This is a genomic window from Haloechinothrix sp. LS1_15 (genome assembly GCF_033042135.1).
GTDB lineage: Bacteria > Actinomycetota > Actinomycetes > Mycobacteriales > Pseudonocardiaceae > Haloechinothrix.
In genome coordinates, this window is record NZ_WBXM01000018.1 from 1 (window position 1) to 23,136 (window position 23,136).

27 protein-coding genes and 1 pseudogene are annotated in these 23,136 nt (G+C 69.6%); 14 read left to right on the top strand and 14 right to left on the bottom strand.

Going from position 1 to position 23,136, the window contains the following annotated elements; translation table 11 throughout:
* The 3 genes and pseudogenes from F8178_RS19300 to F8178_RS19310 all read left to right on the top strand — a co-directional run.
* Positions 1–577, top strand: a pseudogene (locus tag F8178_RS19300) (4-hydroxyacetophenone monooxygenase); the annotation flags it as partial.
* A gap of 15 nt (positions 578–592) precedes the next feature.
* The gene (locus F8178_RS19305; protein ID WP_317496268.1) at positions 593–1,486 is read left to right on the top strand and encodes a metal-dependent hydrolase; all 894 of its coding nucleotides are present in this window, start codon (positions 593–595) and stop codon (positions 1,484–1,486) included.
* Positions 1,487–1,503: 17 nt separating this feature from the next.
* Positions 1,504–2,598, top strand: coding sequence for a PDR/VanB family oxidoreductase (locus F8178_RS19310; RefSeq protein WP_317496269.1), 1,095 nt, complete (start codon positions 1,504–1,506; stop codon positions 2,596–2,598).
* Positions 2,599–2,608: 10 nt separating this feature from the next.
* Here the strand turns inward: F8178_RS19310 and F8178_RS19315 are convergent, their stop codons facing one another.
* The 8 genes from F8178_RS19315 to F8178_RS19350 all read right to left on the bottom strand — a co-directional run bounded on the left by F8178_RS19315 (position 2,609) and on the right by F8178_RS19350 (position 10,425).
* Positions 2,609–3,958, bottom strand: a complete 1,350-nt coding sequence (locus F8178_RS19315; protein ID WP_317496270.1) for an ABC transporter substrate-binding protein — start codon at positions 3,956–3,958, stop codon at positions 2,609–2,611.
* A gap of 171 nt (positions 3,959–4,129) precedes the next feature.
* Positions 4,130–4,831 (bottom strand): ABC transporter ATP-binding protein, encoded by a 702-nt coding sequence (locus F8178_RS19320; protein WP_317496309.1) that lies wholly within the window; start codon positions 4,829–4,831, stop codon positions 4,130–4,132.
* Positions 4,831–5,628, bottom strand: a complete 798-nt coding sequence (locus tag F8178_RS19325) for an ABC transporter ATP-binding protein (protein WP_317496271.1) — start codon at positions 5,626–5,628, stop codon at positions 4,831–4,833. Before F8178_RS19325 ends, F8178_RS19320 begins: the two co-directional genes overlap by 1 nt.
* Positions 5,625–7,595 (bottom strand): ABC transporter permease, encoded by a 1,971-nt coding sequence (locus tag F8178_RS19330; protein WP_317496272.1) that lies wholly within the window; start codon positions 7,593–7,595, stop codon positions 5,625–5,627. Before F8178_RS19330 ends, F8178_RS19325 begins: the two co-directional genes overlap by 4 nt.
* On the bottom strand, positions 7,592–8,032 hold the full coding sequence (locus tag F8178_RS19335; protein ID WP_317496273.1) for a hypothetical protein: 441 nt from the start codon (positions 8,030–8,032) through the stop codon (positions 7,592–7,594). Before F8178_RS19335 ends, F8178_RS19330 begins: the two co-directional genes overlap by 4 nt.
* A complete protein-coding gene (locus F8178_RS19340; protein ID WP_317496274.1) occupies positions 8,029–8,298 on the bottom strand; it encodes a hypothetical protein in 270 nt (89 codons plus the stop codon). Before F8178_RS19340 ends, F8178_RS19335 begins: the two co-directional genes overlap by 4 nt.
* Positions 8,286–9,413: a hypothetical protein gene (locus tag F8178_RS19345; RefSeq protein ID WP_317496275.1), complete on the bottom strand. Its 1,128-nt coding sequence runs from the start codon at positions 9,411–9,413 to the stop codon at positions 8,286–8,288. Before F8178_RS19345 ends, F8178_RS19340 begins: the two co-directional genes overlap by 13 nt.
* A 376-nt stretch (positions 9,414–9,789) precedes the next feature.
* Positions 9,790–10,425: a TetR family transcriptional regulator gene (locus F8178_RS19350; RefSeq protein WP_317496276.1), complete on the bottom strand. Its 636-nt coding sequence runs from the start codon at positions 10,423–10,425 to the stop codon at positions 9,790–9,792.
* A gap of 120 nt (positions 10,426–10,545) precedes the next feature.
* Here F8178_RS19350 and F8178_RS19355 point away from each other — a divergent pair, with 120 nt between their 5' ends.
* The 3 genes from F8178_RS19355 (at position 10,546) to F8178_RS19365 (ending at position 13,731) form a co-directional block, all read left to right on the top strand.
* Positions 10,546–11,598 (top strand): oxygenase MpaB family protein, encoded by a 1,053-nt coding sequence (locus F8178_RS19355; protein WP_317496277.1) that lies wholly within the window; start codon positions 10,546–10,548, stop codon positions 11,596–11,598.
* A gap of 123 nt (positions 11,599–11,721) precedes the next feature.
* Positions 11,722–12,747, top strand: a complete 1,026-nt coding sequence (locus tag F8178_RS19360) for an LLM class F420-dependent oxidoreductase (RefSeq protein ID WP_317496278.1) — start codon at positions 11,722–11,724, stop codon at positions 12,745–12,747.
* Between the two features lie 69 nt (positions 12,748–12,816).
* Positions 12,817–13,731, top strand: a complete 915-nt coding sequence (locus tag F8178_RS19365; protein ID WP_317496279.1) for a cation transporter — start codon at positions 12,817–12,819, stop codon at positions 13,729–13,731.
* A gap of 83 nt (positions 13,732–13,814) precedes the next feature.
* Here F8178_RS19365 and F8178_RS19370 read toward each other — a convergent pair whose 3' ends face one another.
* The 5 genes from F8178_RS19370 to mrf are packed head-to-tail and all read right to left on the bottom strand — an operon-like array spanning position 13,815 to position 17,601.
* Complete coding sequence (locus tag F8178_RS19370) at positions 13,815–15,074, bottom strand: GTP-binding protein (protein WP_317496280.1); 1,260 nt, start codon at positions 15,072–15,074, stop codon at positions 13,815–13,817.
* Between the two features lie 19 nt (positions 15,075–15,093).
* Complete coding sequence (locus F8178_RS19375; RefSeq protein WP_317496281.1) at positions 15,094–15,903, bottom strand: class I SAM-dependent methyltransferase; 810 nt, start codon at positions 15,901–15,903, stop codon at positions 15,094–15,096.
* Positions 15,900–16,064: a 50S ribosomal protein L32 gene (gene rpmF / locus F8178_RS19380; protein WP_317496282.1), complete on the bottom strand. Its 165-nt coding sequence runs from the start codon at positions 16,062–16,064 to the stop codon at positions 15,900–15,902. Before rpmF ends, F8178_RS19375 begins: the two co-directional genes overlap by 4 nt.
* A 2-nt stretch (positions 16,065–16,066) precedes the next feature.
* Complete coding sequence (locus F8178_RS19385; protein ID WP_317496310.1) at positions 16,067–16,327, bottom strand: type B 50S ribosomal protein L31; 261 nt, start codon at positions 16,325–16,327, stop codon at positions 16,067–16,069.
* A 26-nt stretch (positions 16,328–16,353) separates the two neighbouring features.
* On the bottom strand, positions 16,354–17,601 hold the full coding sequence (gene mrf, locus F8178_RS19390; RefSeq protein WP_317496283.1) for a ribosome hibernation factor-recruiting GTPase MRF: 1,248 nt from the start codon (positions 17,599–17,601) through the stop codon (positions 16,354–16,356).
* Positions 17,602–17,734: 133 nt separating this feature from the next.
* Between mrf and rpmB the strand changes: the two genes are divergently transcribed.
* The 5 genes from rpmB to cobA all read left to right on the top strand — a co-directional run bounded on the left by rpmB (position 17,735) and on the right by cobA (position 20,045).
* A complete protein-coding gene (gene rpmB / locus F8178_RS19395; RefSeq protein ID WP_317496284.1) occupies positions 17,735–17,971 on the top strand; it encodes a 50S ribosomal protein L28 in 237 nt (78 codons plus the stop codon).
* Positions 17,972–18,136, top strand: a complete 165-nt coding sequence (gene rpmG / locus F8178_RS19400; protein WP_317496285.1) for a 50S ribosomal protein L33 — start codon at positions 17,972–17,974, stop codon at positions 18,134–18,136.
* Positions 18,136–18,441 carry a 30S ribosomal protein S14 gene (gene rpsN / locus F8178_RS19405; RefSeq protein WP_317496286.1) on the top strand — a complete coding sequence of 102 codons (306 nt, stop codon included), beginning with the start codon at positions 18,136–18,138 and terminating at the stop codon, positions 18,439–18,441. The genes rpmG and rpsN overlap by 1 nt, the downstream gene beginning before the upstream one ends.
* Positions 18,442–18,485: 44 nt before the next feature.
* The gene (gene rpsR / locus F8178_RS19410) at positions 18,486–18,737 is read left to right on the top strand and encodes a 30S ribosomal protein S18 (RefSeq protein ID WP_317496287.1); all 252 of its coding nucleotides are present in this window, start codon (positions 18,486–18,488) and stop codon (positions 18,735–18,737) included.
* Between the two features lie 69 nt (positions 18,738–18,806).
* Positions 18,807–20,045, top strand: coding sequence for a uroporphyrinogen-III C-methyltransferase (cobA, locus tag F8178_RS19415; RefSeq protein ID WP_317496288.1), 1,239 nt, complete (start codon positions 18,807–18,809; stop codon positions 20,043–20,045).
* Here cobA and F8178_RS19420 read toward each other — a convergent pair.
* Positions 20,012–20,905 (bottom strand): alpha/beta fold hydrolase, encoded by an 894-nt coding sequence (locus tag F8178_RS19420; protein ID WP_317496289.1) that lies wholly within the window; start codon positions 20,903–20,905, stop codon positions 20,012–20,014. The two genes, cobA and F8178_RS19420, sit on opposite strands and share 34 nt — an antisense overlap.
* A gap of 98 nt (positions 20,906–21,003) precedes the next feature.
* Between F8178_RS19420 and F8178_RS19425 the strand changes: the two genes are divergently transcribed.
* The 3 genes from F8178_RS19425 (at position 21,004) to gcvH (ending at position 23,023) form a co-directional block, all read left to right on the top strand.
* Positions 21,004–21,846: a crotonase/enoyl-CoA hydratase family protein gene (locus F8178_RS19425; protein WP_317496290.1), complete on the top strand. Its 843-nt coding sequence runs from the start codon at positions 21,004–21,006 to the stop codon at positions 21,844–21,846.
* 117 nt (positions 21,847–21,963) lie between these two features.
* The gene (locus tag F8178_RS19430; RefSeq protein WP_317496291.1) at positions 21,964–22,653 is read left to right on the top strand and encodes a CDP-alcohol phosphatidyltransferase family protein; all 690 of its coding nucleotides are present in this window, start codon (positions 21,964–21,966) and stop codon (positions 22,651–22,653) included.
* Positions 22,640–23,023: a glycine cleavage system protein GcvH gene (gcvH, locus tag F8178_RS19435; RefSeq protein WP_317496292.1), complete on the top strand. Its 384-nt coding sequence runs from the start codon at positions 22,640–22,642 to the stop codon at positions 23,021–23,023. Before F8178_RS19430 ends, gcvH begins: the two co-directional genes overlap by 14 nt.
* Positions 23,024–23,136: the final 113 nt, after the last annotated feature.

Sequence of the window (23,136 nt, forward strand, 5' to 3'; positions counted from 1 at the left end):
CGGCATCGCCGAGGTGCGCGAGCACAGCATCGTGGACACCGCCGGGGTCGAGCACGAGGTGGACGCCATCATCTACGGCACAGGGTTCCACGTCACCGACGCCTTCGACTACCTCGACATCACCGGCCGGGACGGGCGGGAACTCGCGAAGTACTGGCGGGACGAGGGGATGCAGACGCACAAGGGCGTCAGCGTGGCAGGTTTCCCGAACCTGTTCTTCCTGCTCGGCCCGAACACCGGGCTCGGCCACAATTCGGTGGTGTTCATGATCGAGCAGCAGGCCAAGTACGTGGTCGATGCGATCACGCTCGCGGATTCCCGCGGCGCGGCCGCGCTGGACGTGCGAGAGGACGTGCAGCAGCGTTTCCAGGAGCGTATCCAGCGCAAGCTGCGCAAGGGTGTGTGGACCACCGGGGGCTGCACCAGCTGGTACCTGGACTCCAAGGGGGTCAACCGCACGATCTGGCCCGGCTTCACCTGGCGATACTGGCTGACCGCGCGCTCGGTCGATCCCAGCGAGTACGAGCTGACCCTGCGGCGTCGGCCGAACCGGCAGCCGGAGCCCGCTGCCCGGTAGTTGCCAGGAGGTGCCATGGCAAGCGATAGGCATGAGCAGCGCGAAGACGAACAGCTCGTGCTGCACCCCCGGCCGGTGAGCTTCGATTGGGCGAGCCTGCCGCTGCACTGGGTGCCTGGCGAACCGCAGACCACCCACACCATCAACGTGCTGCATCTGTTGCTTCCCGAAGGGGAGCGGTGGTTCGTGCGGGTGTTCAAGCAGGCGCTTCCACTGATCCACGATGAGCGACTGCGCTCCGATGTCCTCGGCTTCATCGGCCAGGAAGCCTTGCACGCCGAGGCGCACAGCGGCATCGCCGACCACCTCGCCGCGCACGGGGTGGACGCCTGGCCGTTCACCAGCCAGGCGGAGTGGATGTTCCGCCGGATGCTGGGCGACCGCGAGCTGTCCGGTGCGGCGGCTCGGGAATGGCTGATCGAACGGGTAGCGATCATCGCCGCGATCGAGCACTTCACCGCCTTCCTCGGGCAATGGATCCTGGACGCCTCCAGCCTGGATCGCGCAGGCGCGGACGCCACGATGCTGGACCTGCTGCGCTGGCACGGTGCCGAAGAGGTCGAGCACCGAAGCGTGGCCTACGACCTCTACCAGCACCTGGACGGCCGTTACCTGCGGCGGGTGCGGGCCATGTCGGTGGTGGCGCCGGTCATGCTGTGGTTGTTCGTGCGCGGTACCCGGTTCCTGCTGCACCGCGACCCGGAGCTCGCAGGCGGCCGCCGGTTCCGTGCCCGCGCGTTCCTCGCCGCAGGCAGGCGGGGCACCCTGCCGACGCTGCGTGGCGTGCTCGGCGAAGTACGCCCCTACTTCCGGCGGGGTTTTCACCCGTCGCAGTACTGCTCGACCGAGCAGGCGATCGACTACCTGGCCACCTCGCCCGCGGCGCAGGCGGCCGAGGCCGGACAGTGACCCGTGCGCCGGAACCGATGATCCGAGGCAGCGAGGACGTTCCTGGCGACCTCTGGGGACGGCCCGGGACCGACCGCCTGCTGTCGGCACTGGGGACCGTGGTATCCGCTTACCGGCGCATCAGCGTCTTCAGCGGGAGGCGGCGCCCTCCGGTCACGCCGGTCACGCGGGAGCGGGAGCTGGTAGTGGACCAGGTCCGTACCGAGGCCGAGGACGTGGTGAGCCTGCGCCTGGTAGTGCCGCGCGAGCAGGGTGGTGGACGGGACGGCAACGTGCTGCCCCGCTGGCGGCCAGGAGCGCATATCGACCTGGTGCTGCCATCCGGGCGAATGCGCCAGTACTCGCTGTGCGGTGATCCCGCGGACGCCACCGCATACCGCGTCGCGGTACGCCTGCTGCAGGGCGGCACGGCATCGCGCGAGGTGCACGACGAACTGCGGCCGGGGTCGCGGGTGACGGTACGGGGACCACGTAACGCGTTCCCGCTGGCGACCGCGGACTCGTACCTATTCGTCGCGGGCGGTGTCGGGATTACCCCGATCCTGCCGATGGTGCGTGCCGCGGAGGCTGCCGGAGCCGAGTGGCGGCTGGTCTATACCGGACGGACACTGGCCGCGATGCCGTTCCTCGATGAGCTGTCCGCGCTGGACGATGGCCGGATCTGGATCCGTCCGGATACGGAGTACGGCATGCCGGCATCGGGTGCGGAGCTGCTCGAGCGCGCGCCTGCCGGAGCGGCCGCCTACTGCTGCGGCCCGAACCCGATGATCACCAGCCTGCGGCTGGACCGGCAAGGCAGCCGGGTCGGTTCGCTGCACTTCGAGCGGTTCGCCCCGCCACCGATCGTCGACGGGGCGCCGTTCGAGGTGGAACTGGCCCGCAGCGGGCGCACGGTGATCGTGCCTGCCGACCGGAGCGCCCTCGAGGCGATCCGCGAGGTCGTGCCGGATGTGGCCTACTCGTGCCGCCAGGGCCACTGCGGCACGTGCGCGGTCGGGCTGCGCGCAGGCACCGTCGATCACCGCGACAGCGTGCTCACCGAGGCCGAGCGCGAGCGCACCATGATGATCTGTGTATCGCGCTCGCCGGACCGGGTGGTGCTCGACCTGTGAGCACGGCGCTTCACCAGCAGTCCGGGTCGTCGCCGCCGGGTGCCGTCCACTCGCCGTCCGAGCCGCGCATGGTGAACACGCAGGACGTGTCGGTCGTGCCTGCCTGCCCGAATGTCAGCGGGACAGTCAACCCGCCGAACCGCTCGCCGTCGACGCCGCGCAACGTTTCCAGCACGGTCTCCCTGCTGATCTCCTCGCCCGCGGCCTCGGCAGCGGCACCGAACACCGCGGCAGCCGACCAGCCGAGCGCCGCGGCAGGCCCGGCGGCGGCCTCCCCGCCGTAACGGTTCCAGGCGGTGTCGAACTCCTCGAATGCCGCCGTGTCCAGTCCCGCGAAGGGGAACACCGGCATGCCCACGAGAACGTCGCCGAGGCCCGGCTCGGTGACCGTGTCGGCGGCCACGGTCGAGGAGATCTGCAGGAACTGCGGATCGTAGTCCTGCCGCTGGCAGGATGCGGCGACCCGGGCCACCGTTCCGGGGTCGCCGGTGACCATCAGCAGCTCGACCCCGGCGTTGCGTGCCTGCATGCACTCGGCGGTGTAATCCGGCTGGGTGAGCGAGATTCTGGCGCGGTACCGGGGATCGAGCCCGGCACGCTCGGCGTCTCCCTGGTCGAAGAGCTGATCCTCCACCCGGGCGCAGGAATCGCTCTCAGTGCAAAACAGCGCGCCGAACCGGGTGCCGTCGCCGTGCTGGGCGCCGATACGGGCGGTACCGAACACCGCATCGGACGACGAGGGGCACTGCCGGAAGAGCACGGGACTGTCCGACCATTGTGGCCCGCAGTCGCCGCCCACCACGGGGACCTCGTGCTCGGCGACGTAGTCCCGCCACGAGTCGAGTGTTTCCGTGATCGTCATCGCGGCGACCACAGCCACCACGTCGTGTTGCTCGACCAGCTCCTGCATCTGGCTGCGCGCGCGGCTCGCGTCGCCACCGTCGTCGGCGACGATCACCTCGACCGGCCTGCCTTCGATCCCGCCACCGTCGTTGACGTGCGCCGCCCATGCTTGCAAGGCGCGAGCTCCCTGCGCGAACGCGGTGCCTCCCGGGCCGGAGTAGGTGCCGACGGTGCCGATCACGATCGGCACGCCCGAGGTCGTGGTCTCGCCGTTACCGTCAGCGCCCGAGTTGGCCTCGCCGTTGCCGCTTCGCTCGCCGTTGCCGGACCCTGATCGCTCACCATCCTGACCGGACTGATCCGCCGGGTCGCCGTCGGGATCATCCAGCAAGCCGCGGCTGCCGCCTGGCAGCGCGCCGTCGGCCGCGTCCTGCTCGGCCTGCGGCGCGAGCGCGGCCTCGGCGATGGTGTCGTGGTCCAGCCTGGTGCCGCATGCGGCGACGATCAGGCTGGCCACCGCCAGCAGGGTTACGGTCAGCGTGCCGCGCCGTGTGCGCTGGCTCCCCGCTGTCGCAGGGTGCTGTCGCGGTCGCACCGTGTCTGGTCTCGCCGTCCTCACCGGTGTCATCGGGGGTGACATCATCGGGCGTCCTTCCTTCTCGGTACGGTGCCGGTCTCTGCGGTGTCATCAGTTACCGTGATCTGTGCCGAGGTAGCGCGCCGTGAGTTGCTCGGCATCCAGTTCCCCCGGCTCGCCTGCGAACTCGACCCGGCCGCGGGACAGCAGGTAGACGTAGTCGGCCACCGCGAGTGCCCGTGTGACGTACTGTTCCACCAGCAGCAGCGCGCAGCCCTGCCTGCGAAGCCCGGTCAGGAACTCGAAGATCTCGTCGACGACCACCGGTGCCAGCCCCATGGAGACCTCGTCGAGCAGCACGTAGCACGGATCGGTGAGGTAAGCTCTGCTCAGCGCCAGCATCTGCTGCTGGCCCCCGGACAGCGCGCCAGCCTGCTGACCGAGCTTGCTACCGAGGACGGGAAACGCGGACACGGCGCGGTCGACGGTCTCGTCGGCGTCGCCACCGGCCGCGTGTATCGCCAGGTTCTCCCGCACCGAGAGGTGCGGGAAGACGCCTCGCCCTTCCGGGATGTGGCACATCCCGCGCCGTGCGGTGACGTGTGGCCGGTGCCCGGTGACGTCCGCGCCGTCCATGCGCACCGTCCCGGACCGTGGTCTGCACAGTCCGGAGGCCACCCGCAACAGCGTGGTCTTGCCCGCGCCGTTGGCGCCGAGCAGGGCCACCACGGAGGCGGGCGGTACCCACAACGACACCTCGCGCAGCACGGTGGTCTCGCCGTATCCCGCGGTGATATCGCCGAGCGCGAGCATCACGCGGCCTCCGATCCGAGGTAGGCCGCGCGCACGGCCTCGCTGCCGCGCACGCCCTCAGGCGACCCCTCGAAGACCAGCCGTCCGAAATCGAGCACGTACAGGTGCTCGCAGATCGACATGACCAGCGACATGTCGTGCTCGACGAGCAGCACCCCGCAGCCGCGTTCGGCGACGACGTTCGCGACGATGGCGCCGAATCGCCGGGTTTCCGACGTGTCCAGCCCGGAGGACGGTTCGTCGAGCAGCAGCAGGTCGAAACCGCCTGTCAACACCCTGGCCAGGTCTACCAGGCGGCGCTGACCGGTGGGTAGCGCCCCAGCGGGGTCGTGGCGTCTCCCGCCGAGCCCACACAGTTCGAGCGACTCCTCGGTGGCGGCCCGCACGGCCGTGCGATCCGGCCGGGGGCTGAGGAGCTGCTTGAGCGGGTGACTGCCAGCCAGCCTCGCCTCGAGCCCGAGCGCGACGTTGCGCTCGACGGTCAGCGAGTCGAACAGCTCCATACGCTGGAAAGTTCGGCCGAGCCCGAGCCGCGCGCGGGAGGCGGGCCCCCGGGCCGTGACGTCGCGCCCGAACAGGTGCACGCTGCCCCGCCCCGGGCGGAGTAGCCCGGAACACGCGTTGAACGTGGTGGTCTTGCCCGCGCCGTTGGGCCCGATCAGCCCGGTGATGCGGTGTCGTGGTGCCGTGAGCGACACCCCGTCGACAGCTGTGTTGCCGCCGAACGCGATCGTCAGGTCCGTGATCTGCAAGCCGGCGTCCTCCGAGGGCGGGGCCTGAGCTGTCATCGCTGTCATCGCTCGGTTCCCTCCCCGTCTCCTGCGGTGATGCGCAGCCGGTCACCGGTGGGGGCAGCGGCGACGGCTGCCCTGTTGGCGGTGCGGTGCAGCCGTTCCTGAGCGGCGCTGGCTGCGCCGATGCGCTCGCGCGCCCGTCCGGTGTTACCGGTGGCGGCATTGCCGGGTGCCGCGCGGTCGGCCGCCGACTGGTGCAGGGCCACCAGCATCGCGCCGAGCCCGAATACCACGGGCATCCAGTCGACCGCGGCGTCGCCCGCGCCGTAGGCGGGTACGACCGTCACCAACAGCGCGGCCAGTACCGGAGCGGCCGAGCGGGCGGGTGAGAAGAGCACGAGCACAGCCAGCCAGGTCAGTGAGGCGTACGCGGTGAAGGGTGCGCCGGTGGCCGACTGTCCTGTCGACGCGTACAGTGCACCGGCCACGCCCGCGATGAACGCCGAGAGGCAGAAGACCGTGACCCTGGTGACGTTGATCCCCAGCCCGAGCGTCGACAGCGTGGTCGGCGAGTCAGCCATCGCCCGGAGCAACCTGCCGAGCCTGCTGCGGGTGATCAGGGCGATCAACACCATGCCGCAGGCGGCGAACGCCAGTAGGACGTAGTAGAAAGCCGTGTCGGAGGACAGCGCTTCGGGGCGCGGTGCGGGCAGTGTGCCGGTGGTACCGAACATGAACTCGGAGCGGTACATCACCCGTTCCAGCAGCAACCCGAATCCGAACGTTCCCAGTGCCAGGAACAGCCCGGACAGCCGGATGGCTGGCACGGCCACCGCGGCGCCGACCGGTACCGCGACGGCTCCAGCCAGCAGCACCGCGAGCAGCCACGGCAATCCCGTCCCCACGGCGAGGTGGGAGAACGCCGCCGCCCCGACGGCGACCAGGCCGGCATGCGCGAGCGACACCTGCCCGGAGACGCGGACCAGCAGGTGGAGTGAGGCGAAGATGAGCAGGAACACCAGCGCGTTGGCATACACCGGAAGGCGGGCACCGGCGAACAGCGGCACGGTCGCCGCGACGGCGAGCGCGGCGACGGCCAGCACGCGCGAGGCGCGCGGGCGTAGCAGCGGAGCCGACGGTGGCGCAGGCCGGTGGGAACCGACCTCGACGAGCCTGCGCCCGGCGACGAGCAGCACCAGGAACAGCACCAGGAACGGCAGCGCCGGTGGCAGCCCGGCCAGTGCCTCGGACCCCGCGACGAGGGAGGTGGCAAGCGCCGTGAGGACACCGATGACCAGACCGCCCGCGTAGGTCAGCGGCAAGCTCGAGAACAACCCGATCGCCGCGGCGCCGTAGGCCTGCACCACGAGCAGCGTGAGCAGCAGGGCATCGAGGCCGATCTGCGGGGCGAGCAGGATCCCCGACACCGCGGCGAACCACGAACCGATCAGCCAGGACCAGCTCCGGATCGCGACGGCGCTGGTGCCTGCGAGCTCGAGCAGGTCCGGGTCGCCGACGACCGCCCGCATCCGCACACCGAGTCGGGAAAGGCGGAAGAACAGGAAGAAGGCCACCGCTGCCGCCGCGGCGATCCCGGCCGAGATCAGCTGGTCCAGTCCAAGGTGGAGGCCGACCACGGTGACGGTCGCGACCGGGAGGAAGTCAGGGAACGGCAGCCCGGCCGCACCGTAATGGGCCAGCAGCGCGCCGGTGATGGCCAGCTGGAGGCCCACGGTGGCGACGATCTTCATGGTCACCGTGGCGTCCGCCAGCCTGCGTGCCATCCGTTCCAGCAGGACGGCCAGTAGTGCGGGCAGCACCCCGGCCGCCAGCAGCAGCGCCAGCGGCCACGGCAGCCCCCGCATCGCGTGCAGGTCGTAGAAGGCGTAGGCCGCCAAGGCGGCGATCGCACCGTGGGCGAAGTTGAAGATGCCCGAGGTCTTGTAGGTCAGCACCAGCCCCATGGCGGCGAGCCCGTAGATCGAGCCGGTGGTCAGGCCGATGATCAGGAACGGGAGGATATCGGTCATACCAGGCACACCCCGCACGCTTGCCCGTCTTCCTGATCCACCGTTTCGAGCTGCTTACCCGCCACCAGCGGGCACTCCGGGCGGTGCACCCGCTGCATCCCGACAGCCCGCACCAGCTCGGGCGTGTCGTCCACCGCGGGGCGGGATGCCTCGCCCGCGGGTTCCGTCTCGCCGGGATCCAGCGAGACGAGGGTGGTGCGGCGTTCGCCGACGGCACGACGCCCGCGTAGCAACCACAGCGCGATCCCGATCGCCGTGACGGCGAAGCCCGCCACCGCGAGGTTGAGCCACCCCGTCGCGTGATGCAGCACCGCCGACCGGTCCGCGCCGTACCAAGCGATGGCGATCGCCACGACGCCGCCGACCGCCGAGAGGCAGACCATCACCACGTCCCCGTCCCGCCACGGGCGGTGGGCCGACCCGTACCGCGCCGTCATGACGCACGCTCCCGGATGGCGCGCTCGATGCGGTCCAGCTTGCGCCATTCGTCCTGGAGGTCGGCGGACAGCCACAGCGCGGCGGAGATACCGAGCAGGAAGAGCCCTCCGACACCGCCGCTGATGAGGTAGGGGAGCTGCTCGGCGGGGTACGGTGTGCCGCTGACACCGAACCAGCCGGCGACGAGGGTGCCTGCCGCGGCGATCGCGGTGGCCACGGCCAGCAGGCGATCCCATTGGCTCCGTAGCTTCGTCACGAGGTCCATCGGGCTCTCACTCCCAACACGCGCAGCAGGGTCGCGCTGGTGAGCATGACCAGCGCGGCGAGAACGGTCACCAGGTACGTCCCCCTCATCCCCATGTCCACGGGATGGCTGAGCAGCTCGCCCTCCTCGGGAGCGGCCAGCGCTTGCTCGGGTGCCTCGGCACCTTCCGGGGCGGTGGCCTCGCCGGGATCGCCCGGCGCGCCGTCGGCGGTGGGGGAGTCGCCGTTCGGTCCCGTCCCGCCTGCCCCAGCCGCGGCGCGTCGCTCTGCCGCTGTGCCAGCGGCGGCTCCGTCGAGTGCGGGACCACCGCCCACGGCGGTGTCGCTTACCTCACCCGCGGCGGCGAACGCGCGGCCAAGGACGTACCGCACCTGGTAGGTGGCGCCGGTATCCGGATGCTGCTGCTCGGCGACGATCTCGATGCCCGCCGACAGCACGCCGTGCGGGGTGTGGCTTTCCTCGAGATAGCCCACGTGGATACCCGCGGCCTCGAGCGCTTCGGCCGGGTCCGTTTCCGGCAGGGCGATACCGTCGCCTGTTGCCCGCACGCCGTCGCCGGTGATCGTCACGGCCTCACCCGCGACGGTGGTGCGGCCGATGTCCAGGGAGGACTCACGTTCGCGGTCACCCGTGCCGTCTACGGAGGCCGATGCGGTGGCGCGGACGCGGCCGAGCTGGAGGACGTCGTCGATGGCGAGTGGCTGGGTGTCCGAGCGCGCGGTGGCGGTGGCGGAACCCTCATCGGGGTCCACCCGTGAACCGGACTCGGCCAGAGTGACTACCGCCCGCGCCGCGTCGCTGTCCAAACCGGAACGAGCCGAGGCATCGCTCGAGTTGGCGTCGCTGCTTGCCCGCAAGCTGTACCCTTGCTCGTCGACCCGCGACTCCTGCTCGGCGGGGTGGCGCGAGGCGACGTGGGCGGGGTAGTCGGGAATGTCCTGGCCGCTGTCTGTCCTGAGCATCCCCGGTAGTGCCAGCACCGTCTCACCGGGGTAGGGGTTGCCCGCGTAGGCCGAGGAATCCTGCAAGCCGTGGTCCACGCAGGACTGCGCGACGGGAACGCCCGCACCCGTTGGCGTCGCCAGCAGGATGTTGTCGCTGGCGGTCGCGGTCACCTGGACACCCCGGGCGGCGGCTACGACGGGGCAGCCATCGCCCGGACTCTCGGCAGCTCCAGCCGCGGCTGGATGGCCGAGCACCATAGCACCGGCCACCATGCAGGACACGGCGACACCACGCCGACCCCCGAGGGAAAAAAAGTAACTAGTTCTAGACCGTGGTGACGCCATGTCACACCTCTAGTTCCGTGAGAAAATCGCTCAACAGCACGACCTTCTCTCCTCGTTGCGTTGCCCGTCACGGGTCTCAACGAGACACTAGAGAAACAGGTTCTAGTTACTGTGAGGTAGTTTTTCCGGAGTTTTGGCGGGGGTTGTGACCTCGGAGGACCGGGCTTGCCGTAGCTGGGCCCGTTCCGGGGTGTGGCCCGATTCAGCAGATGCCATCAGAGGGGTACAGCGAAGCCGAGCTGAGCACCAGGTGCACGCAGTGATCGACGAGCTGGTCCCTGCTCACCGCCAGTGACCCGTTGAGATAGGCGATGAACAGGTTGGCCAGCGCGCCAACCAGGCCGAGCGCGACCATCGTGCGGTTAGCGGGATCGATCCCGCCGGGAAGCTGTTCGTGGACCAGTTCGGCGAAGGTGGGGAGCAACTCGTGCCCCCGCTTGCCGAGTAGCGGGTCGGTCTGCGGTACCAGCATCAGTACGGTTCCCTTACGGGGGTCGTCGAGAATCAGCTCGACGAAGGCCGACACCGCCGCGCGTGCCCGGTCGGTCTCGGTGGGTCCGGCCTCGCGTACCGCGCGCACGAGCACGTCGTGGGCCTGCCGCGCGACGTGCTCGTAGACCGCGACCAGCAACTCCTCCCTGCCTGCGAAGTTCTCGTAGAAGTACCGCTCGGTCAACCGTGCGGTACGGCACACCGCGCGCACCGAGACCGCGGCGGCGCCCTCGTTACCGAGCAGTTCGAGGCCTGCGTCGAGCAGCTGCCGCCGTCGGGCGGCGCGCCGGTCGGCCAGGGTGGTGCCTGCCCAGGTCCGTTGCTCCGTGCTGCGGGTGCTCGGCATGGGTACTCCTCGCGCCTTGACGGTGTGCACGGTCGATCCTAGCCTGACAACAGGTGTAGTCACTTTGTTCGTGCACCCGCGTTGCGCTCGGCGGAGCGTGAGCAGGGGAAAGGTAGGCCGATGGCGGATCAGCAGCGGACGCGCTCCGGGACGAGCCACAGCGCCCACCCGGGCACACCAGTACCGGCCACCGGGCAGCACACGGACCGGCCCCTGGGACCGGACTCGTTGACGTGGCGGTACTTCGGGGACTGGCGCGGCATCCTGCTCGCGCTGTGGGCTGGCTCCATGCAGAACATGCACCCGCAGCTCGGTGCCGGGGTGGAGCAGCACTCGCAGTTCTTCACCGAACGGTTCGAGCGGCTGTTCCGCTCCCTGTACCCGATCTACGGCGTGGTTTACGACGGTCCCCTGGCTCCGCGTACTGCCAGGCAAGTGCGGGGGTATCACCGCGACGTGAGCGGCACGGACCGTTTCGGCAGGCATTACCACGCACTCGACCCGGATACCTATTACTGGGCGCACGCCACGTTCTTCATGGGGATGATCGTGTTCAACGACCGTCTCGGAGAGCGGCTGTCCGAGGGGGTCAAGCGCGAGCTCTACGCCGAGCACGTGCGGTGGTACCGGCTGTACGGGATGAGCATGCGGCCGGTGCCGCCCGACTGGGAGAGTTTCCAGCGGTACTGGGAGCACATGTGCACCAGTGTGCTCGAGGTCAACCAGGCCACCCGGGATGTCCTGGATCTGCGTCAGCTGGCCAAGCCGCCGTCGTTGCGATGGTTGCCGGACCCGGTGTGGCGGGTGGTGCGGATTCCGGTCGCGCGCGGGTTCACCTGGTTGACCGTCGGGCTCTACCATCCGTCGGTGCGTGAGCGGTTGGGGTACCGGTGGCGGCGCCGAGACGAGGTGGTCTTCCGCGCCCTCGGGCGGATCAGCCACGCCTGCTGGCAGCTGCTGCCGTTCGAGTGGCGGTACCACCCCCGTGCCAGGGCGGGGTGGCGCCGCGCACGGGGCAAGGCGGGAGCTGGCGATGAGCCGGTAGAGACGCCTTACCGCAACCTGCCGCCTGCGGCGGAACGGGCTAGCCCGCGGCACTACTCGCCCGATGTGCCGCCGCCTCGGTGGCGCCGGCTGCTCGGCGCGCGGTCACGCTCCCAACCCAAGGTGTAACATGTTTCACTTAGTGTGGGGATGCCCTCGCCGCCGGTTCCGGGTGATCATGGGGCGGGCCGGCCGTACTGACGGCGGCAGTGGCACAGGTGCGCACAGGTGATCGGCAGTGAGCGAGGCAGCATGAAGCTCGGATACCACATCGGATACTGGTCGTCCGGCCCGCCAAGCGGGACCCTTGAGGCGATCCTCGAGGCCGAGCGGCTGGGGTTCACGTCGGTGTGGAGCGCCGAAGCCTACGGATCGGACGCCTTCACGCCGCTGGCCTGGTGGGGTGCCTCGACTTCCAGCATCGGGTTGGGAACCAACATCGTGCAGATGTCGGCGCGGACCCCGGCGGCGACCGCGATGAGCGCGCTCACGCTCGACCACCTCTCCGGCGGCCGGTTCGTCCTCGGCCTCGGAGTCTCCGGGCCGCAGGTGGTCGAGGGATGGTACGGGCAGCCGTATCCCCGGCCGCTGGCGCGTACCCGCGAGTACTTCGACATCGTGCGGCAGGTGCTGGCCAGGAACGCGCCGGTCGAGTACGACGGGGAGTTCTTCCAGCTGCCGTACCGGGGCGGGGCCGGGCTCGGTAAGCCGCTGAAGTCCACCGTGCATCCGTTGCGTGCCGACCTGCCGATCTACCTCGCCGCCGAGGGGCCGAAGAACGTGGCGCTGGCCGCGGAGATCGCGGACGGGTGGCTGCCGATGTTCTTCTCGCCGAAGAGCGACGCTTTCTACCGCGATGCGCTGGCCGAGGGATTCGGCCGCGCCACCGCACGGCGTGGCTGGTCGGATTTCGAGGTCGCCGCATCGGTGCCGGTGATCGTGCACGACGACGTGGAGCAGTGTGCCGATCTCATCCGCCCCTCGCTGGCGCTGTACATCGGCGGGATGGGCGCCAAGCAGATGAACTTCCACCGCGACGTGTTCGCCCGCATGGGCTACGAGGAAACGGCCGACAAGGTACAGCAGCTGTACCTGAGCGGCCACAAGGACGACGCCGCGGCGGCGATCCCCACTCGCTTGGTGGAGGACATCGCGCTGATCGGCTCGCCAGCCAAGATCCGTGACGAGCTCCAGGCCTGGCGGGAGACGGTGGTCACCACCCTGCTGCTGCGCGGCGACGCCAGCTTGCTGCGCACCGCCGCGGACGTGCTGTCGTGAGGTGAGCTCCCGGCCGCAGCCCCGGCTCGCTCGCGGGCCGGTTACCCAGCGTCGCTAGAGTGATCGGCGATGACTCACGCACCCGCGAATGCCGGTCGGTTGATCCTGCTGTCGGTGTGGGCGGCGCTGTTCTGGGCGCTGCTCGCGATCGGCTGGGGCCTCGCCGTGGGGTCCCAGATGATCGTGTTCGACGGGTTGTATTCGCTGATCAGCGTGCTGCTCTCGTTGCTGTCCCTGCTGGCGTACCGGATCATCCGCAAGGGGCAGAGCAAGCGCTTCCCGTTCGGCAGGGACGTGCTGGAGCCGTTGACGATCGTCGTCAAGGCGGTCGCGATCGGTTCGCTGTGCGTGTACGCGCTGACGGTGGCCGTGATGGAGCTGCTCACCGGCGGACGCGAGGTGGCAGCCGGGTGGGCGGTGGCCTACGCTGCCGCGGCGACCGTGGGCTGCGGGCTGGTCTCCGGCTACCTGTACCGCAAGCAGCGCACCCTGCGTTCCGACCTGGTGCGAGCCGAGACCACGCAATGGCTGCTGGACACGGTGCTCAGTGCAGGCGTGCTGGTTGGCTTCATCGTCGCCGTGGTGCTGGAACGAACCGGGCACGACGCGGTCGCCGCCTACATCGATCCCGCGATGGTGACGCTGGTGTGCCTGCTGTTCCTGGCGATGCCGGTCCGGCTGTTGCTGCAAGGGTTCCGGGAGATTTTGACCATGGCGCCACCGGCGGACCTGGAGCAGCGAGTACGGGACTGCGTGGACGGCGTCGAGCGGCGTCACGGCTTCACCGGTTCCTACCTGCGCAGTACCAAGGTGGGTGGCCAGCTGGTCGTGGAGGTCGACTTCATCGTGGGCGGCGAGACCAGGGCCAGGAACGTCGAGTCACTGGACGTGATCCGGCAGGAGATCACCGACGACCTCGCCGATCTTGGCTACGAGCTGTGGCTGTCGGCCTCGTTCACCACCGATCCGCGGTGGGCCGAGTAGCCGCGCCGGGGTGCGAGCCGAAGGACTCCTTCGGTACAGCATGTGCACCGAAGGGGCCCTTCGGCTCGCCCGGCCGGGACCGGTCACGGCGGGGATACGGCCTGCTCGTGGCCGTGGAGCTCCCAGGCAGGGAAGGGGTCGGGGTAGTCACGCCACGCTCCGGGGCCCTCGCCGTGCTCGTCGGTGGTCAGCAGGCAGTGCTGTAACGCAGCGTGCAGCGCGTCGTGGTCGAGTCCGGTGCCGATGAAGACCAGCTCCTGGTACGAACCGCCAGCCAGGCCGCTGTGCACGGCGCCATCGGTCGGGTCGTCGGACGGCACGTGGGCGTGAGCGTGCGGCATCTCCGCTGGTTCGAAGTGAGCGACGCTTCCCGCCTGGGACCACAACCCGGTGACGGCGTGCCGCGAGGCCAGGGTGAAGAACCCCTTGGAGCGCACGATCCTGCCGAGAGCTCCGGAGTCCATGTCCTCGGTGACGAAACGCCACAGCCGTTCCGGGTGGAACGGCCGCTGCGCGCGGAAGGTCAGGCTGGAGATGCCGTACTCCTCGGTCTCAGGGACGTGATCGCCGTTGAGCTCGGCCACCCAACCCGGGGCCTGCTGGGCGCGCTCGACGTCGAACAGGCCGGTGCCTAGGATCGTTTCCGGGTCGATCCTGCCGTACTCGGTGCTGAGCACCGTCGCGGCCGGGTTGAGCCTGCGCAGCATCGCCCGTAGCCGGGCGAGGGTGTCTGCATCGACGAGGTCGGATTTGTTCACCACCAGTACGTCCGCGAACTCGACCTGGTCGATGAGCAGGTGGCTGATGGTGCGTTCGTCGCCTGGGTACTGATCGAGGGCGCGCTCTGCGAGAGCGTCACCGTGCTCGAGCTCGGTGCCGAAGTTGACCGCGTCGATCACCGTAACCATGGTGTCCAGCGCGGCGCGTGCCAGCAGGGGTGTTCCGTCCTCAGCGGTGAAGGAGAAGGTCGCCGCCACCGGCATGGGCTCGGAGATGCCGCTGGACTCGATCAGCAGGTAGTCGAACCGGCCCGCGCGGCACAACCGGTCGACCTCCTCCAGCAGGTCGTCGCGCAACGTGCAGCAGATACAGCCGTTGGTCATCTCGACGAGCCGCTCCTCGGTCCGCGAGAGGCTCGCACCGCCTGCGACCAGCGAGGCGTCGATATTGATCTCGCTCATGTCGTTGACGATCACCGCGACCCGGAGACCCTCGCGGTTGTGCAAGACGTGGTTGAGCATCGTGGTCTTCCCCGCGCCGAGGAATCCCGACAGCACGGTGACGGGCAGCCGGTGCCGGGCTTGCTGCCGGGTGCCGACAGGTGCCCAAGGGGCGGTGGTCATAATCCTCCTGCGATCTCGGCTACCGGTCACTGTGGCCGACGGCGATGATCGAGCTGGCGTCGAGTTCGTGCATCCCTGCGCGGTGCAGTTCCTGGCGGAAGCGGCGGGCCACGGCATCGAGCTCGCCTTGATCCAGCCGCTCAAGAAGGCCACGCAGCGCGGCACCGCGCAGGAAGCTCCAGGCGTCGTCGGGGTGCAGCGGCTGCCGGTAGACGGCTGTGTCCACGGTGATGTTCCCCAGCCCAAGATCGGCCAGCCAGTGTCGGAGCTTGGCCTCGGTGTCGATGCGCTCGCTGGCGTTCGGCCGGTCGAACTCGGCGGCGACATCGGGGCGAACCGCGGCGATGGCCTCGCGCGCGACCGGCACGATGCGGGCCATGCCGCCTGCGAGCCAGCTGGTCACCACCAGCCTGCCGCCCGGTCGGAGCAGGGAGATCAGGTGGCGCGTGCCTGCGTCGGTGTCGGGGAAGAAGAACACGCCGTAGCAGCACTGCACGAGGTCGTACGGCTGGTCACCGTGCCACGCGGTGACATCGGCGTTGACGAAGCGGAGGTGCTGCGCGCCCTCCTGGCTCGCAGCGAGGCGTCCCTGCTGGAGCAGCTTCTCCGCGACGTCGACGGCGTCCACGGTGCCGTGGGCGCCGACCGCGCGCGCCGCGGGAAGGGCGGAGGCTCCCGAACCACAACACGCGTCGAGCACGCGTTCGCCGGGGCGCGGCCTGCCGACGGCGACGGCGATCTCGCCGAGTGGTCGCCACAACCGGGGTGACCAGACGGCGAATTCCTCACCTGCCGCGTCGAACACCGCACCGACGTCGCGCGGTGTCACTGCTCGCGCCCGATGGTGTGGAAGTAGCGCACCAGCCTGCGGGGAACGAGCTTGCGCTCGCCGTCCACGGTGATGGGCACCAGCTCCGGAGCTTCGGCTTTCCACTGCGACCGCCGCGTCCGGGTGTTGGCCCGCGACTTCTTGCGCTTCGGCACCGCCATGATCAGTCCTCCTTCGAGGAACGGGCGCCGTAGCGGCGCCGGAACTTCTCGACCTGTCCCGCGGTGTCGACGATACGGCCAGCACCGGTCCAGAACGGGTGCGAGGCAGCGCTGACGTCGACGATGATGAGCGGGTAGGTGTTGCCGTCGTGCCAGGTGATCGTGCGATCCGACGTGGCCGTGGAGCGGGTCAGGAACGCGTCGCCCGTCGAGGAGTCCTGGAAGACGACGGGGTGGTAGTCGGGATGAATGCCGGGTTTCATCGTGTCTGCCTCCGTTGGTGCGGTAGTCACGGCTCCTCGTGCCGGTGTCCTTGCTGGGCCTCGGAGTGGCTGTCGCCGACCTCGACGTCCTCGCAGGGGTCGGTGTGCCAGCTGCCGAAGGGATCCGGGTAGCTCGCCCAGACCTCGGGGCCGGCGGCGATCTCGTCGTCGGTGAGCAACGCACCGGTCAGCGCGTCGGTGATCTCCTCCGGCGCCGCGCGGTGGGTGATGATCACCAACTCCTGTGCGCGATCACCGAACCGGGGATGCCAGCGCAGCGAGGCCATGGCTCGGCGTTCGGCGCCGACCTCGTCCCACCCGGGGCCGTCCTCGGCGGCGATCCAGCCGCCCGCGTGGCCGACGCCGAGGCCACCACCCGCCGATTCCACCCACAGCGCCACATCGGGTTGGCTGGCGACCCACGCTCGGCCTCGCGTGCGCACCACCCCGTCGAGGAGCACGTCGATGGCCTCGTGCAACCGCTCGGGATGGAACGGGCGGGGATCGGTGAACAGAACGGTGGCCACGCCGGAATCGCTGTCCAGCGGTGGTTGCCCACGGAGTACCGGGCCGTGCATGTCCGCCAGCTCACCCCGGCGGGCGTCGCGGGGCACTGCGGCGGCCGCCGCCGCGCCGTCGAGCCCGTCGAGCGCGATGCGGGGCACGCCGGGAGCGAGGCGATCGAGTACCGCACCGGTACGGACCGCGGTCCACGCGTCGGGTGCCCGGCCGGTCTGCACCAGCACGTCGGCGAACTCCGCCTGCGCGGTCAGCACTTGCGCCAGCGTGCGCTCGTCGTCGGGGCCTGCCCCGAGGTGCCGGTCGGCGAGTAGCTCGTCACCGGTGGCGTCGGCCAACCAGCTGGACAGCTCCACGGTCGACAGCACTCCCTCGATCCACACGCGCTCGCTGACCGGGTGGTCATTGACCAGCACGTGCTCGATCGCGTAGCAGACCGGCTCCGGCTCGATTCCCTCGTCGAGCCGCACCACGATGCGGGACACGTCCGGCCTGGCCGAGAGCGTGTACAGCAGTGTGAGGAGGTCCTCTCGGAGGGTGCACGACACGCAACCGTGGGCGAGCTCGAGGACGCTGAGCCGGTCCCGCGAGCCGAGCTGGAGCGTTCTGCGGACGACTCCCTGGTCCACGTCCCGCAGACTGTGATGGATCACGGCGGTACGGGGCATGACGCGGAACGCGTCGGCGAGCCGCGCGTTGGCATCCGGCGCGGCCCCGGAGATCAGGATCACGGGGATACGGATCTGTTCGGACACGACATCCTTCTTCGAGCTTCTTCGGCGGAGATCTTGCGGCCTGGGGCAAGGGCGTGACGGGATGTCCCATCGCTCACCCGGCACGGCATGTACACTATTGAAAACGATAGTCGATTGCAAGAAAGGGGAGGCCGTGTCGTCCGTGTGTCAAGTCACCGGGCGTAAGCCCGGGTACGGCAAGCGGGTCTCGCACTCGCACAAGCGCACCTCGCGACGCTGGGATCCGAACATCCAGTCGCGCCGTTACTGGTTGCCCAGCGAGGGCAGGTGGATCCGGCTGCGGGTGTCGGCGAAGGGCATCAAGACGATCGACAAACGCGGGATCGAGGCCGTGGTGGCTCAGCTCCGCGCCGAGGGAGTGAGGGTGTAGATGGCGCGCAACGAGGTACGCCCGGTGATCAAGTTGCGTTCCACGGCTGGCACCGGTGTCACCTACGTGACCCGCAAGAACCGGCGCAACGACCCGGATCGCATGGTTCTTCGCAAGTACGACCCGGTGGTGCGCAGGCACGTGGATTTCAAGGAGGAGCGCTGATGGCCAAGAAGTCGAAGATCGCCGCCAACAACCGGCGTGCGGAGATCGTAGCCCGCCATGCCGAGCGGCGCAGGGAACTCAAGGCGATCATCTCCTCGCCCTGGTCGAGCCCGGAGGCCACCGCCGCTGCCGTCTCGGAGTTGCAGCGGATGCCGCGGGATGCCAGCCCCACCCGGCTGCGCCGCCGTGACGCGGTGGACGGCAGGCCGCGCGGCCACCTCCGCAAGTTCGGGTTGTCCCGCATCCGGCTGCGGGAGATGGCCCACCGGGGCGAGCTGCCCGGGGTGCACAAGTCCAGCTGGTGAGCCGCGGGCACGGGACAGCGACGAGAACGGGAAGCGAGGCGAGGATGGCAACGAACCCGGCACGGAGGCCGGTCAGGCGCAAGCGCAACGTGCTGCACCAGCGGGGGATCACGCGGGTGGACTGGAAGGATGTGGAGCTGCTTCGGACCTTCATCTCCGATCGCGGCAAGATCCGGGCACGCCGGGTCACCGGGTTGACGCCGCAGCAGCAGCGGCAGGTGGCAACGGCGATCAAGAATGCCAGGGAGATGGCGCTGCTGCCGTACCCGGCGGCCCGCACACGCGGCTCGGGGTGAGCGCGCGGGCCTGACCAGCCAGGCACCCTGGCCGTGCCGTGCGGTGGCTCACGCTGCATGCTGGAAGGCATGGCAGAGCATCATTACCTGGCCGGCCTCGACCTGACCGGCCGACGGGTCGTGGTCGTCGGCGGGGGAACGGTCGCTCAGCGGCGGCTTCCGCGGTTGATCGGTGCCGGCGCCAGGGTCGAGCTCATCGCACCCGAGACCACGCCTGCGGTCAGTGCCATGGCCGAGGCAGGGGAGCTCACCTGGCACCGGCGCCGCTACATCCGTGGTGATCTCGACGGAGCGTGGTACGCGCTGGCGTGCACCGACGCTGGGGAGATCAATGCGGCGGTGTGCGCCGACGCGGAGGAAGCCAGGGTGTTCTGCGTACGGGCGGACGCGGGGGAGCGGGGCAGCGCGGTGACGCCCGCCACCGGTGATATCAACGGCCTGCTGGTCGGTGTGCTCTCCGGTGGCGAGCCGTTGCGGTCGGCCGCGGTGCGGGACGCCGTCATCGAGGCGTTGCGCGAGGGGAAGATCCCCGATACGGGTGAGCCAGCGCCCACCGGGGAACGTGGCTCGGTCGCGCTCGTGGGTGGCGGACCCGGTGACCCGGAGCTGATCACGGTCGCGGGGCGCAAGTTGCTCGCCCGCGCCGATGTCGTGATCGCCGACCGGCTCGCCCCGCGTGAGCTGCTGGACGACCTCCCACCGCACGTCGAGGTCATGGATGCGGCCAAGATCCCGTACGGCAGGGCCGCCAGCCAGGATGTGATCAACTCCACGCTGATCGAGCGGGCGAGGGAGGGCAAGTTCGTCGTGCGCCTCAAGGGCGGCGACCCGTACGTGTTCGGCAGGGGTTTCGAGGAGATACTGGCCTGCGCGCAGGCTGGCGTGCCTGTCTCGACGGTTCCGGGCATCACCAGCGCGTTCTCCGCGCCCGCTTTCGCCGACGTGCCGGTGACTCACCGCGGGGTGGCCCACGAGGTGGTGGTCGTATCCGGCCACGTCGCTCCCTTGGACGAACAGTCGCTGACGGACTGGGACGCGCTCGCCCGGTTGCGGGGCACGATCGTGCTGATGATGGGGGTGGAGCGGATCCGGCTGTTCGCCGACGCCCTGCTGTCGGGCGGCAGGCCGGATGACACCCCCGTGGCGGTGGTGCAGGAGGGCGGCACCCGCCGCGAGCGGGTGCTTCGCTCGACGCTGAAGGCCGTCGCCGATGACATCGCCGCCGAGGGGATCCGGCCGCCCGCGGTCGTCGTGATCGGGCCGGTGGCCGGCCTCTACACCGGCATGCGCGAGGCGGCGCCCGAGTAGCACCGGGCGATGAAGTTCACGATCGTGTCGGTGAGCCTGCCCGGATCGAGGCGCAACTCCACCGGGCTGCGGGCTTGGACGAACTCGGCGGCTGGGATGTCACGAGCCAGCGTGTCGGCATCGCCGAAGGGATGGACTGGATCGCCAGCGTGCCCGATGACCAGGGTGGGTGGTGCGATCTCGCGGCGTAGGCCGCGCGGCGGTGCCAACCTGCCGAACATCAGACCGTGCAGCACCGCCGCCATCGGTTCCGGTCGCTGGCTGAGCGTATCGGTGATGACGTCGACCCACTGGTTGCCGTGCGGCACCAGGGACGCCACTCCCGCCACGGCGCGCACGACCGCGGGGGTGAACCGGGCGGCGAACAGTAGCGGGGGAAACGCCAGCAGGCCCGCGAATACCGCGTTGTCCAGTACGGGCATCTCGACCACCAGGCCACGCAACCGGTCCGGCGCCCGCACCGCGACCTCCAACGCCACGTTGGCGCCGAGCGACGTGCCACCGACCACGGCGGTGCCCGCGCCGAGATGGTCGAGCAGCGCCAGTACCTGGCCCGCGTAGGTGGTCATCGAGTACCGCCAGGATTCCGCAGGGCGGTCGGAATCACCGTGCCCGAGCAGGTCAAGGGTGACCACACGGAAACCACGCCCCGCGAGATCCTCGGCGAGCGGCTTGTGCATCCTGCGGCTCATCAGCAGGCCGTGCGTGAGAACTACCAGCGATTCACCCGCGCCGTACTCCGTATAGGCCAACCGGAATCCGTCGTGATAGAAGGATCCGGCGAGCTCGAAAGGGCCGCCGACCGCCGGGCTGGCCGGTCGTGGCCGCTCCGGTGCCGTCGCACTGATGAGTGCCTGCATGCTCGACTCCACTCTCGTGCCACTCCGCTGGCCGATAGCGGTTGCTCCGCCCGCACGTATGGTACGGGGTTGGTCGACCGGTAGCCGGATGCGCGAGGATGGTCGACATGATCGAGAACCTGGACGAACTCGTCGCGCTGCGGGTGGAGCGGACCGGGCATGTCGCCGAGGTCACCATGCTCGGGCCCGGCAAGGGCAACGCCATGGGCCCCGACTTCTGGCGCGAGCTCCCGCAGGTGTTCACCGCGCTCGGCGAAGACCCCGAGGTCAGGGCCATCGTGCTCACCGGAAGTGGTGAACATTTCTCCTACGGCCTCGACTTGCAGGCGATCATGCCCCAGTGGTCGGCGTACCTCGCCGGTGACGCGCTGGCCGGACCGCGAACCCAGCTGCTCGACGAGATCCGGCGGATGCAGGGCGCGGTCAACGCGATCGCGGAGACGCGCAAACCGGTGATCGCCGCGGTGTCCGGCTGGTGTATCGGTGGCGGCATCGACGTGATCACCGCCACCGATGTGCGTCTCGCCTCCGCCGACGCCCGGTTCAGCGTGCGGGAAGTCAAGGTGGCGATCGTGGCTGATCTGGGCACCCTGCAACGGCTGTCGGCCATCGTGGGGGAGGGCCACGCGCGCGAGCTCGCTTTCACCGGCAAGGACATCGATGCTGCGCGTGCCGAGCGGATCGGCCTGGTCAACGACGTCTACCCCGATCAGGCCGCGATGCTGGAGGCCGCGAGGGAGTTGGCGGCCGACATCGCGGCGAACCCGCCACTGGTGGTCCAGGGGACCAAGGAAGTACTCGGCGCAAACTCCGCGTCCCAGGTGGCGGCGGGGCTGCGCTACGTGTCCGCGTGGAACGCGGCGTTCTTGCCGAGTAACGACCTGGCCGAGGCGGTGCAGGCCTTCCTGGAACGCCGGCCGCCCGAGTTCCGTGGCGAGTAGCCGGTCCGCCGCGGCGGCGGTGAGGCTCACCACCGTGTATCGCGCTCGCCACAGGGGCGTGCGATATCACACGGGCGGCTATTCTCCGGGGGGCGTCGACGATCGTATGGTGATCGCGTGAGCACGTCCCCCGGAACGGGGCAGGCAGCGTCGTCCCTGCTTCGCCAGGCGATCACCGTCCCCAACGCGCTCTCGGTCGTGCGCCTGGGGCTGGTCCCGGTGTTCCTCTGGCTGTTGCTGGGCCCTCGGCACGACGAGCTGGCGATCGTCGTGTTGGCGTTCGCGGGCTTCAGCGACTGGCTGGACGGCAAGCTGGCGCGGTGGCTGAACCAGACCAGCAGGCTCGGGGAGCTGCTCGACCCGGCCGCCGACCGGCTCTATATCCTGGCCACCCTATTGGCGTTCCTGTACCGCGAGATCCTGCCGTGGTGGGTGATCGCGGTACTGGTCGGCCGCGAGATCGTGGTGGCGGTTTCGGTGTTGGTGATCAGGAGCCGCGGCTACCAGTTCCCCGGGGTCAGCTACATTGGCAAGGGCGCGACGTTCGTGCTGATGTACGCTTTCCCGCTGCTGCTGCTGATCCAGGGAGATTCGGTGGTCGCGGAGATCGCGCGCCCCGTCGCGTACGCGCTCATGATGTGGGGTGGCGTGCTCTACGTCTGGTCGGGCGTGTTGTACGTGCTCCAGACGATCCTCGCGGTCCGGCAGGCGCGCCGTGGCGCCACGGGCGGGGGTGGGAGACTGGCGCAGCCACGCAGGCCGAACACAACGAGAAGAGAAAGGGGAACGAGACGTGTCCGTTCCTGAGGAACTGCACTACACCGAAGAGCACGAGTGGGTGGAAACGCGCGACTCGGGAGTCGTACGCGTGGGCATCACCGAGTACGCCCAGCAGCAGCTCGGTGACGTGGTCTTCGTGGACCTGCCGGAGGTCGGCAAGACCCTCAGCTCGGGCGAGGTGTTCGGCGAGGTCGAATCGACCAAGAGTGTCTCGGAACTGTTCGCGCCGGTGGCTGGCGAGGTGACCGCGATCAACGAGGCGGTCTCGGACTCTCCCGACCTGATCAACGAGGATCCGTACGGCACGGGATGGCTGATCGAGATCACCCCCAGCGACCAGTCGAGCATCGACGGCCTGCTCAACGCCGACTCCTACGCGCAACTGATCTCGGAGTGACCCCGGGGGTTTCTCCCGGGGCGCACCCGGGGTAACCACTGCGTACTCGCCGACCGGCCGGACTCGATCAGGGAGTCTCGGTCACACGATGGAGGCGAACGCGGTAGGTTGGC

Excerpts from the sequence above, each read along its gene's own strand:
- F8178_RS19305 (WP_317496268.1), top strand. The coding sequence starts at position 593 with ATGGCAAGCGATAGGCATGAGCAGCGCGAAGACGAACAGCTCGTGCTG.
- F8178_RS19310 (WP_317496269.1), top strand. The coding sequence starts at position 1,504 with ATGATCCGAGGCAGCGAGGACGTTCCTGGCGACCTCTGGGGACGGCCC.
- F8178_RS19320 (WP_317496309.1), bottom strand. The coding sequence starts at position 4,831 with ATGCTCGCGCTCGGCGATATCACCGCGGGATACGGCGAGACCACCGTG.
- F8178_RS19325 (WP_317496271.1), bottom strand. The coding sequence starts at position 5,628 with ATGACAGCGATGACAGCTCAGGCCCCGCCCTCGGAGGACGCCGGCTTG.
- F8178_RS19330 (WP_317496272.1), bottom strand. The coding sequence starts at position 7,595 with ATGACCGATATCCTCCCGTTCCTGATCATCGGCCTGACCACCGGCTCG.
- F8178_RS19335 (WP_317496273.1), bottom strand. The coding sequence starts at position 8,032 with ATGACGGCGCGGTACGGGTCGGCCCACCGCCCGTGGCGGGACGGGGAC.
- F8178_RS19340 (WP_317496274.1), bottom strand. The coding sequence starts at position 8,298 with ATGGACCTCGTGACGAAGCTACGGAGCCAATGGGATCGCCTGCTGGCC.
- F8178_RS19350 (WP_317496276.1), bottom strand. The coding sequence starts at position 10,425 with ATGCCGAGCACCCGCAGCACGGAGCAACGGACCTGGGCAGGCACCACC.
- F8178_RS19355 (WP_317496277.1), top strand. The coding sequence starts at position 10,546 with ATGGCGGATCAGCAGCGGACGCGCTCCGGGACGAGCCACAGCGCCCAC.
- F8178_RS19360 (WP_317496278.1), top strand. The coding sequence starts at position 11,722 with ATGAAGCTCGGATACCACATCGGATACTGGTCGTCCGGCCCGCCAAGC.
- F8178_RS19365 (WP_317496279.1), top strand. The coding sequence starts at position 12,817 with ATGACTCACGCACCCGCGAATGCCGGTCGGTTGATCCTGCTGTCGGTG.
- F8178_RS19370 (WP_317496280.1), bottom strand. The coding sequence starts at position 15,074 with ATGACCACCGCCCCTTGGGCACCTGTCGGCACCCGGCAGCAAGCCCGG.
- rpmF (WP_317496282.1), bottom strand. The coding sequence starts at position 16,064 with ATGGCGGTGCCGAAGCGCAAGAAGTCGCGGGCCAACACCCGGACGCGG.
- F8178_RS19385 (WP_317496310.1), bottom strand. The coding sequence starts at position 16,327 with ATGAAACCCGGCATTCATCCCGACTACCACCCCGTCGTCTTCCAGGAC.
- rpmG (WP_317496285.1), top strand. The coding sequence starts at position 17,972 with ATGGCGCGCAACGAGGTACGCCCGGTGATCAAGTTGCGTTCCACGGCT.
- rpsN (WP_317496286.1), top strand. The coding sequence starts at position 18,136 with ATGGCCAAGAAGTCGAAGATCGCCGCCAACAACCGGCGTGCGGAGATC.
- rpsR (WP_317496287.1), top strand. The coding sequence starts at position 18,486 with ATGGCAACGAACCCGGCACGGAGGCCGGTCAGGCGCAAGCGCAACGTG.
- cobA (WP_317496288.1), top strand. The coding sequence starts at position 18,807 with ATGGCAGAGCATCATTACCTGGCCGGCCTCGACCTGACCGGCCGACGG.
- F8178_RS19420 (WP_317496289.1), bottom strand. The coding sequence starts at position 20,905 with ATGCAGGCACTCATCAGTGCGACGGCACCGGAGCGGCCACGACCGGCC.
- F8178_RS19425 (WP_317496290.1), top strand. The coding sequence starts at position 21,004 with ATGGTCGACATGATCGAGAACCTGGACGAACTCGTCGCGCTGCGGGTG.